We start from the raw sequence: 13586 nt of genomic DNA, 5'->3' as shown, positions 1-13586 counted from the left end.
GAACCTTCTCAAACAGGCTCTAAGTACTCCCCCTGATCAAACGGACAGATACTCGTCTACTTTCTTGAAATTGTCATCAATTATTGTTTTGAAACTGTCAATATTGCTTTTATAGGCCTCTACCATGCCGTCAATCGTCTTCTTCCCTTCGTCAGGAATCCAGGTGGCCTGATCAAGCATTGTTTTTGACATTTGCTCAACCTGTTCCTGAAACAGAGCGATCCCTTTGAATGAATTTTCAAAGGTGGCTTTGTTGAATTCTACCATCTGTTTGATCATTTTTTTGGGGGCCATCATGTTTGTAAAATCCATCATTTCATTTTTCTCCTTTGAGGTTGCATTGATAGGTTTAACGATAAATTTTGTTCTGTTGCTAATTTCACGGATCTCTACTCATAGAGTTGCTCAAGAGTTATTTTGCGACTGGTCCTTTTTTTTAGCAGGCGCGGCCTTTTTTGCTACAGCAACCGGCTTTGGAGATTTTGCCGGAGCGGCCTTTTTTTCTTCGGTAAGCAGCTTCAAGGATCTGTCGGGTGTGGCCTTTACCTCCGGTACAAAGTTTTTTTCAATGCTGGAAAAGCTGCTTTCAATAAAAGCGTGAAAGCGTTTGAATCCCTCCTGATAGGCATTTACCCAACTTTTAAACGCCTTATGGGCCGCTTCCGACATTGGCAGTCTGGCCTGGCTCATCATCGCGTCCATGGCCATGGCGGACTGGTCTTGGATGATTGTCACGGCGTTGTACCAGTTGGCAAAAGCGGTTTTTTGGAAAGTAACGGTCTGTTTCGCGATTTGGCTGTAAATCATTTCAGCGCGCCTTTCATTTGAAAAATTTGATATATATTTCGCGTTGCAATAAAACACAACAATCGTTTTAGCTATCTGATAATAATCACCAGATATGATATGTCAATAGAAAAATTGTGCAATGCAACATTTTATCAAACAAAGCCCCGGATACGATCCTTTATGGTACCCAGGCAAGGTCGAGGTGAAATTGGAAGACTGAGCAGTCAATCATCAAAATGCTTTTTTATAAATGCGCCAAACTCAGCGATAGCGTTTTTTGCCTCAGGCATGGCTTTTACTTGTAAATGAAAAACGTGCCACATTTTCTCATAAATCTTTAATTCAACATTGACTCCCGATTCTTCAGCCTTCTGCGCAATGCGTTTTGAATCGTCTAATAACATGTCGTCAGTGCCCACATGAATCAGCAATGGCGGGAAAATATTTAGATCCGCATATAACGGGGAAATGCGTGGATCACTGGGATCATTATCACCGATATAGTTTTTTGCCCAGATTTTTGCGGAATGAATCTTTACTAAAGGGTCTATTTTTGACTTTGTTTGGATTGAATCGCCCGTCATGCATAAATCTGTCCATGGGGCAATACATGCTATTGATGATGGTAGCGGATCTCCCGCATCACGTATCGAAATTGCTGTAGCCAAGGTCAATCCACCGCCTGCTGAGTCGCCGGCAATGGCAATATTTTTTCCGCTCAGTCCATTGCCAAGTAGCCAGTGGTATGCAGAGACAGCGTCTTCCAAAGCAGCCGGGAAAGGATGTTCCGGGGAAAGGCGATAATCTATGAGCAGTACTTTTGCACCACTTTCCCGTGCAATGTATGATGCCAATTCTCTATGCGTATTAATGGAGCAAAGGTTATAGCCGCCACCATGTAAAAATAAGACAACCCTTTCTTCATGTGCCGTATTTGTATAAATCCATTCAGCAGCGATCCCATTTAGCGTGATTTTTTCGATTTGTGTGCCTGGTGGAAGTTTCGAATATTTGGCCATCTTTTCCATGAAATTTCTGGTTTCATCGATGGATTGCAAATTGTTCAGTTTTGGTGAAATCACTTTTTTAATTATTAAACGGCAAAACCAGCTCCGCAAACTTGGCATTGTTGTCCTTTCGCCAGAAAGAGTACTCAAACTTTATTAAAAAAGGGGTTTAATCGGTGGGCTTCTCAGACGGTGAGCCCCATATCCAGCCTTCTGACCGCTCCAATTCAAGAAATACATCGCCGAATTTTTTCCCGTGGAGGGCCATGGCCGTTGCGGCGGCTTCCGGATCACCTTTCAAAACCGCCTCAACAATGTCGTCATGCTCTCCGACACCGTGAAGTCTCAACAAATCTGCCAACAGCGTTTTGACGATTCGGTGGGTCAGATAGATAATGGATTTAATTATACCCTCAAAAAGACGATTACCACACACTTCGGCGAGAATAAAATGAACCGCTGTCAATTTATCCATGAAAACGCCAACCCGATCGCCCTTGGCCAATCCCCTGTCAATCAGAGCATTGGCAAATTGGTCTATCAGTTTGTTCAGTTCGCCGTAGCGGATCTCATACCCATAGAAATCAAGAGCCACGGCATCCGGCTGCTCGGATACCCGATCCCAAAAATACTCGGTAAATGGTTTTTTCACATCATTGTGACGCGGCACTCCTTCCGGCCAAATTTGTTGCCAGCATGCATGTCTTTCCATAATATTTTCTGCCTCCTTGCGATGATGATATGTAGATAAACCGACATGACCGTCCGACCGGTCAGCATTTATACATACAAAATGATGTCCCGATGTGATGCGGTTTGCGGGTTACGGGTTACGGCTAATAGGGCATTCCTTTTCGCCGCTGTTAGCTTTCAATATCAACAGAGGGCAGAACGTTCAGGTCAATCGATTGTCGGATCCTCGCGCGAGTCGTCGAACGGATAGCAGGGCCATTTGCACATTTAATAACCGCAACAGTTTAAAACCCTTTTTCAGGGTGTTGCTATTTCTTTGGGGGTTTATCCGTGTGTTTCATTGTTGCACCATTGAGTTCGTCGAACGATTTTTGAATACAATCCGCAAAAAAGTCCGGATCCGGCATCATCTCAGGGCAGCTCAATGCCGAGAAGACCAATTCGTCGCCATAACTACCCGCAGCCAGTAAAAGCCCCATTCCATCCATTAGAAATCCCCAATTGAAGCATCGGATCTGTTGTGCCCCGCAAAAATAAAGCGGTACACGAGAACCAGGGACGTTGCTGATGCCCACACCGCTGTATAACGGTGCATTGTAGTTCGCCAGTTTAATGCCTTGAGAAAATTGAATGCTGTAATCAATCATCGACAGAGGCGCCAACTCAAGCATTTCATTCATCGCTCTGCCTCAGATGGCATTGGTGAACGTTTTTGAATCATTGGTTGCCTCGTGTATTTTTGCAAGGCGTTCGACCGGATCATCCACTTCGGTATGGGTAACGGTAACCATAGAAAAGACCTTGTTTCCCGCGGTCCCAATCTCCTTTTCTTTTCGGACTGCGATGGAAACAAGTCCGCGAAGCGACGCCTTCGGAAGTTCATTGTGATGCATGAGGTATTTCCTAAGCGCCCCGGAGAAAATTGTTATGACAACATCATTGACTGTCGTTCCAGGTACGAGTTTCCGAAACTGTTGAATATCTTACATGGAGTAAGTTTTGGCCTCGACAACGCGGGACAACGATGGGATTGCTTTTGAGAATCTTGTTCGGACCGCCGTGCCCATTTTCAGTGCATTTGAAATGGCTGCGCTCATTGCTTCCTGAAGGTTGGGCAGTACCCGACAGAAAAAATTCATCCGTTCAAGAGGCTTAATCATCGTGTTTCTGAGAATGGTTTGCCAGAAAAGATCCAATTGATCAGGCGTTTTATCTGCAGCGATGGGTTGCTTGGGTGGGAGTTCCGTCGTTGCCGGATCAAGTGTATGGATCACACTCTGATGATCCATCAAACTGACCGTGATGCTTCTTATGAATCATGGCAAAGCAACCCTTTGGAACACCGTCTATCTTGTTTAATCCTTTGATTACGTGCATTTCCCAAAGAGGCCGGGACATATCTAATGGTATCGAAATGATGCGCTCAACCTCAGAACAAAATTGCTTCCATGTTCCTGGTTTGGAAAGCGTACTGAAATGAATGTGGTTTTTCAAATCGAACGTTTCATCCTCTACCCAATATGAGTAGTCGGCGAGAAAAGGCACGGGATATCGTTTCTCGCGCATCGGCAGGCAATCTGAGCGTTCCTTTATGTAGTTTAAAATGTCTTTTTGGGATACGCTATTCCCAGGGGCTGCAGCTGGATTATAGATATGAACATCACTGATAAGCATGGGGGTGTTAGATGATTCCAATGAGAACCACATCTCGTCTGCCCCGGTGAGCTGTTTCATCTTCTACCATTCCTCCCTAATGAAAGCTGTATTTTAAAAAAAAGTAATGGAAATATTCCTGTCCCTTCGCCGTTTCCTGAATGAAATGGCGAACTTCATTACGGCTGAAAAAAGAGGCGCCTTTTCTCAAACAGGCTCTCAGCGCAACAGAACTATATGTGAATTAAGATAGTCAAATGTCGATTGGAACAAAAAAATACTGCAGCATAATCCTCGGGACATCACAGGTTCGCAACAGGTCACATGGGAAAAGGAAAAAGCTTAGAGAAATTTATATAAACATATAGGGTTATGCGATTGCCGACAAATCGGTATAACGCCATTTAGCGTTGATTCGGCTGCACTCCAAGTTATTGTGTTTTCGAAAAAATAAATTCATACTCCCAGAGCAATAAAATAATTCGTCACGAAACGGAAAGATGCTCCATACTATTTATATACGAGATAAAACTTCCAGATTTGATGTAGTATAGCTGGACTTGATCAAAAGCAATGGAACGAATTACTTTGGTCCTACATTTTTGGTCCTACATATTATGTACTTATAGCCTTGTCAATATCTTTTTTGATTTACGGAATTGGGATCAAAAAAATAATCTGCGCTCCTTTCCTAATCAGCAAGACGTTTCGTGTGTTTCTGCCACAATACGTGCTGCACCGCAACAACTATAATTAAATAAATTAAATGGGTGCCCCCGCCGCAAGCGATCGGTTTATCGGCATAAAATTGATTTTTTTAAGGGTCACAAACAACGGAACCTGCGATCAATACGTTGCTGTGCTTCTATTGTGCATTGCAAAAAAAACCGCTTGACAGGCAAATTAATAAGTCTATATTGGTTTGCCATACGGCCGATAACGCCGGACACACAGATACCATACCATTCGGACTTGAGGTTAAAGGATTCCCAAAGCGTTGTTTTGCGATTGTTCAACAAAACCATCACAGCTCTATTTGATTCAAAAACCAGTGCTGAAGCAATGGTCAATCCGAGTGATCACGCGGGATAGAGGTGTAAGGCATGACTCAACAAATAATCATTGTAGATGACGAACCGAGCATCGTCGTTCCTCTGGAGTTCTTAATGCAGCAAAATGGTTATGATGTTTTGGCTGCACGAACGGGAGAAGATGCGGTTGAGTTGATCCGAAAAAATATTCCTGACTTAGTCCTCCTGGATGTCATGCTTCCTGGCATCAGTGGTTTTGAGGTGTGTAAAATTATACGGTTGAATCCTGAATGGGAAAAAATAAAAGTGATTTTTCTAACAGATCGGAAAAGTGAAATGGACATTGCCAAGGGATTAACGTTGGGTGCCGATGACTACCTAACCAAGCCCTTTTCCAATGCGACCCTGGTTAATAAAGTCAAAAATTTGCTCTCGGGCCCTTCTATTAGAGAAGAAACACAAGAAGCGAAAACGATATCACCGTTCCTGTCGGTTAAGCCCCCCATTTCGAATTGACTGAATCGACCGTTTTAAAACGGACACTCCGACTGGTGGCAAACAATCGATCTGTTGGCGCATATCAATTTTCCAGGTTATGAAGGTGACGTCTTTGCCCAACTTCGTCTGCAGATGGAAGATGATGGTTCTCTTCGTGCTATAGCTATGGTGAAACAATCACCTATGACATAGCCACTGAACAATATACGCCGCATGGTGAACATCGAGCCTTGCGCTCAAGACTCTATCTTGATCCGGGCGAATCAGGCTATTTTAAAGCAAATGTTGATGAAGTTTATGTAGAAGGCTCCGCTGGTGACCACAATAGCGACGATAATGCCGACGATAGTGGCGGCGGTGGTGGTTGCTTTATCACCACAATGAAATAAAAAATGGTCAAAATCCAACCTGAAGTGAAGAAAGTTACCAAAAAAATAACTTGCTATCATTAAATCATGTTGTATTATGGACCAATTACAAAGGGCCTCCGGTGTTGGCGGCCTTGTTTCCGATCAGGGGTTTGTCTAATTGCCGATATAACACCTTGAGTTTGAAACATTTTTTTATTTTTTTAAGGAGAACTTTAGTATGGCAAGTGGTATCGTGAAATGGTTCAATGACAGCAAGGGTTTTGGTTTTATCGAGCAAGAAGATGGGCCTGATGTTTTTGTTCATCATTCGGCAATCAATTCTACAGGATTCAGATCTCTTTCCGAAGGTGACCGGGTTACGTTTGACATTGAGCAGGGCCCCAAGGGGCCTGCAGCAGCCAACGTGACAAAGGTCTAACGCCTCGTTATTTAACTTATAAAGGGATTCCTTCAGAAAGTTGAGGGGGTCCCTTTTTTATTCCATGCCGATGGGAAATATTTTCAACATCGATCTGCTTGAACATGGGATTGAAAGCGACCGTACCAAGTACCATCAGACCTTATGATTGCCCTACAGATCATACCAGCCGTTGTTATTTAGTGCCCATCCAGAAATGCCCAATTTGCCCGATATCGGCGTTACGCGAAAAATTTAATCCTCGGAATATCAACCATATGCCTGTGGTTAAATTTTTCGGGCGCCTTGATCTCGACCAAATTTGCCTATTTCTCGATGGGCACTATTTAGGATCGGAGATGAAATAAAATCGAGCGAACGTTTTATTATTTTTTTCATCTCTTTGTGTATCGGTTGATAACGTCCTGCCACATGGAAGGTGGCTTGGCACCCATACCGCTATGTTTGATCGATTCGATCAACCGCAACAATCGCCACCGATCTTAAGTGCGAACCAGACATTATCACCCAACATTCTGGCATCAAGCCCGCAAGGCCCTGCGGCCAGCCCGCTGTCCGACATTGCCGTTTCTGAATCCGGCGCGATCTATTTCACCAGCCCATTGGCAAACAATGTTTATCAGGTTGTGGAAGAGTAACCAATAATTGGCGGTAGGCTGATTCGTAGGGTGGGCGGTTGGAAAAAGGCAAGAATGCTGCTAAAAGAGGCAGAGAAATTCCAAGGGAACCAAAACTCTCTATCGAGGATTTTCTACATGACTTATATATTGACAACGAATCAGGAGTGATCGCATGTTTGAACAAGGTGCTATACGACCGCCCAATGAAGCGTCGAGTTTGCTTGTCCGGGTGACGCGGAATTGTCCATGGAACCGGTGCCATATTTGTCCGCCTTTCAAAGGCAAGAAGTTTTCCAGAAGACCGGTCGAGGAGGTGAAGCGAGACATTGACATGATGGCGCAAGCTTATAAAAGTTATGCCCACCGGTTTACCGCTGCCTTTCTTCAAGACGCCGACACATTGATTCTACCGGCGGACGAGCTGGTAGAAATTATGACCTATATCAAAAAAATTTTTCCAAACGTTGAAAGAATCACCACCTATGCCCGTGCAAAGTCGATGAAACTGAAAAGTCAGGATGACTACCGGCGGTTAACCAAGGCTGGCCTGCGCCGGATCCATTCGGGCATGGAGAGCGGCTCGGCGGCAGTTCTCAAGCTCATCAATAAAGGAAATCAGCCGGAGGATATCCTTGAGGGAGGACGCAAGGTGGTGGCGTCCGACATTTCCTTGTCCGAATACATTATGCCGGGGGTTGGGGGAAAAGAGTTAAGCCGGGAGCACGCATTAGAAACAGCACGGCTGCTAAATCAAATCCGTCCGGAATACATTCGGGTGCGAACCTTTGCCGCGCATCCCCTATCGCCGATGCAAAAGATGATCGATAACGGCACATTTGCACCCATGAACGACGAGGAAGTGGTCGAAGAGATTCGCCTGCTCCTGGAAAACCTGGATGAAATGCCGACCCATTTCCGGTGCGGGGATTTTAGTATGAACCTCCTGATGCAAGTGGATGGGCGTCTTGATCAGAAAAAAGCGGCGATGATCGAAGAGATCGACCGGTATCTTTCCTTGAGCCGGGAGCAAAAGCAGGCATTTTCACTGATCCAACGGTCCTACCCCCGGGAAACGCCGTTGGATGTTGTACTAAATAGGGATATCGTCGAGAAGATAAGACAGGAGGTCCAAAAACTCGAGGACCAGGAGGAAGGCGGGTTTGACAGACATATTCGGACGCTATTGAGCTATCAATTGCCACAACCGCAGACGGATTGCTGGGAGACTTGACCCGGCGTCACCCATTAAAGTGCGGGTCACCAGATTAACCAACTGACAAAAATTGAAAAAAGTCCCCAACGTGCCTTGGACGGGCACGTTGGGGGCTCAACAACAAGTCTGACCGACGATCATCCGAGCTGCATCATTGACCATTGGTCGCTTCCTGTGGCCTGGTGGCATTTTTCGAGATCGGCGAATAGAGCGCTTCATATAACCCGCCTTCGCCGTTAAGCTTAATTTCGAGACAAACTTCGGCATATCCTTCGTCGGCATGGTATGTTGAGCCGCATGAAAATGCGCCGACGATTACGCCTTGAACACGGGTTCGAATGGTTTCTTCGATAATTTCATCGCCCTTCGATTGTACAATGCGATCGATATACGTCGATTGTATCCTGCTTAATAAATTTGCCTGGGCAATCGCTTTAGCCGACGTAATCGCATTAAATTTATTCTGATTTGGCGCTGATACCCCGAACGCTCTGATCACGCCGCTGTCCGATGGTGACTTTTCCGTCAACAGCTTGTCTGCTGTAACGGCCTGGTGCGTTGGAAGAATGATCAGCGAAGATGCAATAAGAATAATTGTCGTTAGGGCCTTGATATAATGTGTTTTCATTTGAAATCTCCCACAAAAGAGCAGACAAATCATCGGCACATTGATTTACCTGATTATCCCATTACTATCGTAGCGCCTTGCTCGCCTCATCCCGAGGTTAAGCTCATTTTCTTTTCGTATTTTATCTACCCTGTCAAGTAAGATTTTCTTACCTTACAGGTCGGTACCGGTGAGATCGATTCCACTTCGACTAATCTTCTTTTTGCCTTTGTTGCCATAATCTAATAAAGAACCAGCTCTCCAACCACTGCAGGGCTTACTATCGGCGTGTGGTCGAGAAACCCTTTCACATGCCCTCTACGGAATCTTGTCCCGTAGGAGCCAAACCACTGACGAACAACCGGAAATTCAGGGACTTGTGCAATATATGCTGCATTGGGATTCCCTACTGTACAGGACTCCAACGCATCAGCAGGGGTTAAATTGGGGTCGAGAAAATCTGAGTAGCTGAATATGGGGCAATTTCCATCGTAACATTCTGGATCAGGATCATCATAGCCCCAAAAGGCACCTACGGTGCCATCAGCTGGTCCAACCAGAACTAACCGCCCACCATCATAGAAATTCATCACAATCTTTATTCTTATCAGAGTAGTTGTTTTTCCGCATTCCTCAATCCCGAGACCATCATGGTTCCAGGATATATTGACCCAACCAGCGTTGTTGCCGTCACTGTCAAAAAAATTTCCAGAAGCCAAAGCACCGACTGTCATACCTCCAGTCTTAATTCCCGGAAACCATTCTCGGAGTTTAATCGTAAAAACGCTGCCTTCTTCAATGGAATAAACAGTTGATGAAACAGAAATGGCCAGACACACTGCAATAAAAATGTATACCAGTTTTTTCATAGGACCATCCTCCTTTTTGGGTTTATTTCATCTTAATGAAATGAAAAGGCATGACACCGAAATTTTGCCCGGCTTCCAGAATGGCATCGTCTCCGGCACGATCTCAGTCAACCTGTTGTCTTTTTCAGCATCTGCAGCGGGAAATGCGTTTTTCGACGGTTTTATCTATGAACAATTCGTTAGATCGGATTTGAACATGTGGATTGGTCGAGCATGTATCAATATTAAGTCTATCTTTGTTTATGCACAAGAGATATGAAGTCTTATTGGGAATCGGGTGCACAGATAAAATCCTTACCTTGCCACCGTTAAAAAAGATTATTATAAATATTATCAATATATTACCATACAATTAAAGGACTCCCGTTTTTTTAGGAATGGGAGTAAGGTATGTCTGAATCAGACCAGGAGGAGGATGGACGATTTGCCGTTGGTCAAAAAGGTAGGGATACGTTATAGAAGGCCGATCGGTTGGAGCGAAAAATAATGGCGAACAATCTCGATTTTTCTCCTTACTGAAATCGGGTGATTATAAGGGCGCAGGAAAAAAATTCGACTATCCTGCACGATTCAGCAAAATGGTCCGCACAATATTGTATATATCCGCCTTTCTTCGCCCTTGGCGCCTTGGTCCTGTCGTCCTTAAGGGGCAGGCAACATTGAGTTTACTGGATCCACGGTCTGGAAAGTCGCCGCCGATGATCGCCAAGAAAAACAAGGTTCTGGGAACCACCGCGCATAACAGGCAGATTGCGATAGAGCACAACCTGACCAAAAGGATGGACCGATGTCAATCCATTGGTATTAATGAAAACCTGGTGAACTTCCGCGCCGTATGACTGCAATGTGTTGATCAGCTCGTGGGCCGAGCTACCGTCAAAGTCTCCATTGAGGCTAAGATGAACGCTGTACTTGCTTTTAAGCTGAAAAATCTTAAAGTTCATGGCCATCGGCTACCATCCTTTCTGCCTCCTGTATGCGGTGGGTCATCCGTTTACCACAAATTGCGGTACGATTTGGCTATTCCTCAGAGCCTGATCCAGACTTCTCAATCGGACTCTCAGATCTTTCCTAAAGCTTTATCCGGAAAAGCGTTCGAACCCATTGAATGGAATCATGTCAAAACGATTAATGCCTGCCTTACGCGATTTGAAACCGGACCTGATAGGGAATCGTATGGATCGCCCGGTAGGCAAGGCATCTAAAATTTTGAAACTTCACTCCCCATAGACATGCATGGTAAAGCCATTGATAATACCAAAACGGCATGACACACACGGCATGCAACTCATACAACTTTCGATCGGCCCAATAATACAAACGAACACGATTCAAACGATAGGCGATAATCCTTACCGGAAACAGTACAGCTTTCGTTAATCGTTTCATTTTGTTTACCTCCGTAACCTCTGTCGCATGGAATGCCAGAAGTTGAATGACTGCTCTTAGCAGCTTAACAAGCAATCCACATGCCATTAGAATTATTTCTATTCATTCATGACGGTTAGTATTTTTCACAAAAATGGTTTACCGGAACAATGCAGGAAAGCATCGAATCAAAATGAAGCATAAAGGAATGCTGTTGGGATATAACCACCTTATATCATTTTACAATTAATTTATTGCATCAAAACAAGGCAAACACCTCCACCATACACAATGAAGCAGCCGAACAGGAGATTTGTGGTTTCGTGGTTGCCGATCTAATTGGGGGATTCTCAGCCATTGTCAATGGAACAATTTTTCTCTTTATCCTAAAAAGGTGCAATTTGCCCGGCAATCCCCTTGAAATACCATCCCGGGTGACGTTATACGCATAGTGCTGCACACATAGGAACGGGAATCGTATAAATTAACCAAAATCGCTTTGCAACTGCTGGAAGGAGAGGAAATGCTTGGTGCGTTGATCAAGTCGGCCAGAGCCGCAGGAGCCAGTGACCTGCATCTGGAGGCCGGCTTGCCACCGATGATGCGTATTGGTGGAGAGTTGATTCGGCGTGGTGATCCTGTAAATGCAAACATGATAGAAAGCATCGGGCGTAAGCTGATCGGTGAGGCCGGGTGGCCCCGGTTTGTGGATCAAGGCTCTTTTGACCTGTCCGCCAATATTGCCGGCATACGCTGTCGCATCAATATCTTTAAAACGTTTCGCGGTTTGAGTATGGCCATACGCGTTTTCTCAACGGTTGAGCCGACGTTGAAAAGATTGAATCTCCATCCGGATCTGATGGCGATTACAGAATGCTCCCATGGCCTGGTTTTAATCAGCGGTCCCACGGGAAGCGGCAAATCGTCCACCATGGCGGCCTTGATTCAGGAAATCAACAAGAAACAATCCAAGCACATCCTCACCATTGAAAGCCCCATTGAATATCTTTTTAGGATGCAGCGCGCCTTTATCCGGCAGCGCGAGGTCGGGCGCGACACCCCCTCTTTTTATCAGGGGCTGATCGATGCCCTGCGTGAGGATCCGGATGTTCTGATGGTGGGTGAGATGCGGGAGCCTGATGTGATGCATCAGACGTTAGGTGCCGCAGAGACGGGTCACCTGGTTTTTGCCACGGTTCACTCGGGAACCGTGGCCGAGGCATTGCAGCGTATTGTCTGCGCCTTTCCGGCTGAAATTCAGGACAGCATCCGCGCGCAGTTGGCCGATACGCTGCAAGCCGTTGTCTGCCAGCGGCTCGTTTTTATGCCTGAACGAAATCTGCGGGTGCCTGAATGCGAAATTCTATTGGGCAATTTAACGGCCAAATCGGTTGTCAGAGAGGGCAAATACCATAAATTGGGTGATGTCATTCAAACCGGCGCCCAGGAGCGAATGTGGTCATTTGGCCGTTATCGCACATGGATGGACAATCGGACCGATTGGTACACCGGTCAGGAAAAAAATGACCCAGACCTTCCGGTAGATGGTGGCGCTGCCGACCCGACCGCGCTCCTGCGCACGCTAAAGCCCGAAAATAGAGTGCGGGTGACGAACCCACCGACACGAAAAATCCAGAAACGTCCTGCATCATCACCGGCGATAAAGAAAATTTCTTTTCCTGATCCTCAAGCGCCTGTCAAAGAGACCAAAGCGTACTATGAGATTAGCGATCTCGGGGACGAAAGCACGGAAGACATTCTGGAAGAGCTGAAGAATATGAAAAAGAACAAATGAATAGCATTGGTTGTGGCGCCTGCGGGCCAGATTAAGCTGGATGTACAAATAATAGGATTCAGTGCCCCTTAGATCCCTCATTGTCCCTCGCCAGTTAATGATGTCCCCGCAGTCACCACAGACCGGACACTACCACACGCATCCCATATTGATAGTATCTACCTACCACCACACGCTCAACCGGCTCACATTGCACTTTTCTCTTGATGCTGTACCTTTTATTCAAGCAAAAAGGGAATACCACAACGATAAAACCAATGAGGTGATACCATGGCCGAAAATAAAACTCAGGATTACTGGACAGACGATAGTGAAGGACACGTTGACACCCGGGAAAAGAATTTCGACTGTGAAAACAAAGATGAACATTTAGGATGTGACATGGGAATCGATGTAGCGGGATAGCTGTTGTCACACCGGGGGGTGGACTATGAAACGTCTAAAAAAAGCCATATTGTTGCCAGTAAGAAACATAGCATACCGATTGAACAGGTTACATCTGTATTACTGGGCCGAAGCAGAACTTTTTGAACTTAGAACTGTGAATGTGATGCCGTCAATCTATTATCAATGGCTGTACAAGTTGAGCATGAGTCTGGTCAGGTCCAACAGGTTTCGGCGACTGGCGGATCGGGCGATTCATACGATACCCTA

At 45.4% G+C, this 13586-nt stretch carries 18 protein-coding genes; 7 read left to right on the top strand and 11 right to left on the bottom strand.

Annotation, left to right across the window (positions count from 1 at the left end):
- Window positions 1-36 precede the first annotated feature (36 nt).
- From Dvar_RS04130 to Dvar_RS04095, 8 genes are all read right to left on the bottom strand, one after another.
- Window positions 37-315: a hypothetical protein gene (locus tag Dvar_RS04130; protein WP_419660465.1), complete on the bottom strand. Its 279-nt coding sequence runs from the start codon at window positions 313-315 to the stop codon at window positions 37-39.
- A gap of 90 nt (window positions 316-405) precedes the next feature.
- Window positions 406-708, bottom strand: coding sequence for a hypothetical protein (locus Dvar_RS04125; RefSeq protein WP_419660464.1), 303 nt, complete (start codon window positions 706-708; stop codon window positions 406-408).
- Window positions 709-1013: 305 nt separating this feature from the next.
- Window positions 1014-1916, bottom strand: coding sequence for an alpha/beta hydrolase (locus tag Dvar_RS04120; protein WP_419660463.1), 903 nt, complete (start codon window positions 1914-1916; stop codon window positions 1014-1016).
- A gap of 49 nt (window positions 1917-1965) precedes the next feature.
- Complete coding sequence (locus Dvar_RS04115) at window positions 1966-2508, bottom strand: FCD domain-containing protein (RefSeq protein ID WP_419660462.1); 543 nt, start codon at window positions 2506-2508, stop codon at window positions 1966-1968.
- A 289-nt stretch (window positions 2509-2797) separates the two neighbouring features.
- Window positions 2798-3169, bottom strand: coding sequence for a WS/DGAT domain-containing protein (locus Dvar_RS04110; protein WP_419660461.1), 372 nt, complete (start codon window positions 3167-3169; stop codon window positions 2798-2800).
- Between the two features lie 9 nt (window positions 3170-3178).
- Window positions 3179-3382, bottom strand: coding sequence for a hypothetical protein (locus Dvar_RS04105; protein WP_419660460.1), 204 nt, complete (start codon window positions 3380-3382; stop codon window positions 3179-3181).
- A gap of 90 nt (window positions 3383-3472) precedes the next feature.
- A complete protein-coding gene (locus tag Dvar_RS04100) occupies window positions 3473-3763 on the bottom strand; it encodes a hypothetical protein (RefSeq protein ID WP_419660459.1) in 291 nt (96 codons plus the stop codon).
- Window positions 3747-4223: a wax ester/triacylglycerol synthase domain-containing protein gene (locus Dvar_RS04095; RefSeq protein WP_419660458.1), complete on the bottom strand. Its 477-nt coding sequence runs from the start codon at window positions 4221-4223 to the stop codon at window positions 3747-3749. The genes Dvar_RS04100 and Dvar_RS04095 overlap by 17 nt, the downstream gene beginning before the upstream one ends.
- 1022 nt (window positions 4224-5245) lie before the next feature.
- Between Dvar_RS04095 and Dvar_RS04090 the strand changes: the two genes are divergently transcribed.
- The 5 genes from Dvar_RS04090 (at window position 5246) to Dvar_RS04070 (ending at window position 8311) form a co-directional block, all read left to right on the top strand.
- On the top strand, window positions 5246-5689 hold the full coding sequence (locus Dvar_RS04090) for a response regulator transcription factor (RefSeq protein WP_419660457.1): 444 nt from the start codon (window positions 5246-5248) through the stop codon (window positions 5687-5689).
- A gap of 212 nt (window positions 5690-5901) precedes the next feature.
- Complete coding sequence (locus Dvar_RS04085) at window positions 5902-6060, top strand: CFI-box putative sorting motif-containing protein (RefSeq protein ID WP_419660456.1); 159 nt, start codon at window positions 5902-5904, stop codon at window positions 6058-6060.
- Between the two features lie 199 nt (window positions 6061-6259).
- Window positions 6260-6460: a cold-shock protein gene (locus Dvar_RS04080; protein WP_419660455.1), complete on the top strand. Its 201-nt coding sequence runs from the start codon at window positions 6260-6262 to the stop codon at window positions 6458-6460.
- Window positions 6461-6900: 440 nt separating this feature from the next.
- A complete protein-coding gene (locus Dvar_RS04075) occupies window positions 6901-7098 on the top strand; it encodes a hypothetical protein (RefSeq protein ID WP_419660454.1) in 198 nt (65 codons plus the stop codon).
- Window positions 7099-7252: 154 nt separating this feature from the next.
- Complete coding sequence (locus Dvar_RS04070; protein WP_419660453.1) at window positions 7253-8311, top strand: radical SAM protein; 1059 nt, start codon at window positions 7253-7255, stop codon at window positions 8309-8311.
- 133 nt (window positions 8312-8444) lie between these two features.
- On the opposite strand, the gene Dvar_RS04065 is transcribed toward Dvar_RS04070, so the two are convergent.
- The 3 genes from Dvar_RS04065 to Dvar_RS04055 form a co-directional block, all read right to left on the bottom strand.
- Window positions 8445-8921 (bottom strand): hypothetical protein, encoded by a 477-nt coding sequence (locus tag Dvar_RS04065; protein WP_419660452.1) that lies wholly within the window; start codon window positions 8919-8921, stop codon window positions 8445-8447.
- Between the two features lie 221 nt (window positions 8922-9142).
- Window positions 9143-9769 carry a hypothetical protein gene (locus Dvar_RS04060; RefSeq protein WP_419660451.1) on the bottom strand — a complete coding sequence of 209 codons (627 nt, stop codon included), beginning with the start codon at window positions 9767-9769 and terminating at the stop codon, window positions 9143-9145.
- 665 nt (window positions 9770-10434) lie between these two features.
- Complete coding sequence (locus Dvar_RS04055; RefSeq protein WP_419660450.1) at window positions 10435-10713, bottom strand: hypothetical protein; 279 nt, start codon at window positions 10711-10713, stop codon at window positions 10435-10437.
- 947 nt (window positions 10714-11660) lie between these two features.
- Here Dvar_RS04055 and Dvar_RS04050 point away from each other — a divergent pair.
- Window positions 11661-12932 carry a type IV pilus twitching motility protein PilT gene (locus Dvar_RS04050; protein ID WP_419660449.1) on the top strand — a complete coding sequence of 424 codons (1272 nt, stop codon included), beginning with the start codon at window positions 11661-11663 and terminating at the stop codon, window positions 12930-12932.
- 270 nt (window positions 12933-13202) lie between these two features.
- Entirely contained in the window at window positions 13203-13337 is a 135-nt protein-coding gene (locus Dvar_RS04045; protein ID WP_419660448.1) for a hypothetical protein, read from the top strand.
- Window positions 13338-13586: the final 249 nt, after the last annotated feature.

Source organism: Desulfosarcina variabilis str. Montpellier, from assembly GCF_048565275.1.
Lineage (GTDB): Bacteria > Desulfobacterota > Desulfobacteria > Desulfobacterales > Desulfosarcinaceae > Desulfosarcina > Desulfosarcina variabilis.
The sequence above is the reverse complement of the archived record's forward strand: the minus strand, read 5'-3'. Positions and strand labels throughout refer to the sequence as shown.

Excerpts from the sequence above, each read along its gene's own strand:
- Dvar_RS04130 (WP_419660465.1), bottom strand. The coding sequence starts at position 315 with ATGATGGATTTTACAAACATGATGGCCCCCAAAAAAATGATCAAACAG.
- Dvar_RS04125 (WP_419660464.1), bottom strand. The coding sequence starts at position 708 with ATGGCCATGGACGCGATGATGAGCCAGGCCAGACTGCCAATGTCGGAA.
- Dvar_RS04120 (WP_419660463.1), bottom strand. The coding sequence starts at position 1,916 with ATGCCAAGTTTGCGGAGCTGGTTTTGCCGTTTAATAATTAAAAAAGTG.
- Dvar_RS04115 (WP_419660462.1), bottom strand. The coding sequence starts at position 2,508 with ATGGAAAGACATGCATGCTGGCAACAAATTTGGCCGGAAGGAGTGCCG.
- Dvar_RS04110 (WP_419660461.1), bottom strand. The coding sequence starts at position 3,169 with ATGAATGAAATGCTTGAGTTGGCGCCTCTGTCGATGATTGATTACAGC.
- Dvar_RS04105 (WP_419660460.1), bottom strand. The coding sequence starts at position 3,382 with ATGCATCACAATGAACTTCCGAAGGCGTCGCTTCGCGGACTTGTTTCC.
- Dvar_RS04095 (WP_419660458.1), bottom strand. The coding sequence starts at position 4,223 with ATGAAACAGCTCACCGGGGCAGACGAGATGTGGTTCTCATTGGAATCA.
- Dvar_RS04090 (WP_419660457.1), top strand. The coding sequence starts at position 5,246 with ATGACTCAACAAATAATCATTGTAGATGACGAACCGAGCATCGTCGTT.
- Dvar_RS04080 (WP_419660455.1), top strand. The coding sequence starts at position 6,260 with ATGGCAAGTGGTATCGTGAAATGGTTCAATGACAGCAAGGGTTTTGGT.
- Dvar_RS04075 (WP_419660454.1), top strand. The coding sequence starts at position 6,901 with ATGTTTGATCGATTCGATCAACCGCAACAATCGCCACCGATCTTAAGT.
- Dvar_RS04070 (WP_419660453.1), top strand. The coding sequence starts at position 7,253 with ATGTTTGAACAAGGTGCTATACGACCGCCCAATGAAGCGTCGAGTTTG.
- Dvar_RS04065 (WP_419660452.1), bottom strand. The coding sequence starts at position 8,921 with ATGAAAACACATTATATCAAGGCCCTAACGACAATTATTCTTATTGCA.
- Dvar_RS04060 (WP_419660451.1), bottom strand. The coding sequence starts at position 9,769 with ATGAAAAAACTGGTATACATTTTTATTGCAGTGTGTCTGGCCATTTCT.
- Dvar_RS04055 (WP_419660450.1), bottom strand. The coding sequence starts at position 10,713 with ATGAACTTTAAGATTTTTCAGCTTAAAAGCAAGTACAGCGTTCATCTT.
- Dvar_RS04050 (WP_419660449.1), top strand. The coding sequence starts at position 11,661 with ATGCTTGGTGCGTTGATCAAGTCGGCCAGAGCCGCAGGAGCCAGTGAC.
- Dvar_RS04045 (WP_419660448.1), top strand. The coding sequence starts at position 13,203 with ATGGCCGAAAATAAAACTCAGGATTACTGGACAGACGATAGTGAAGGA.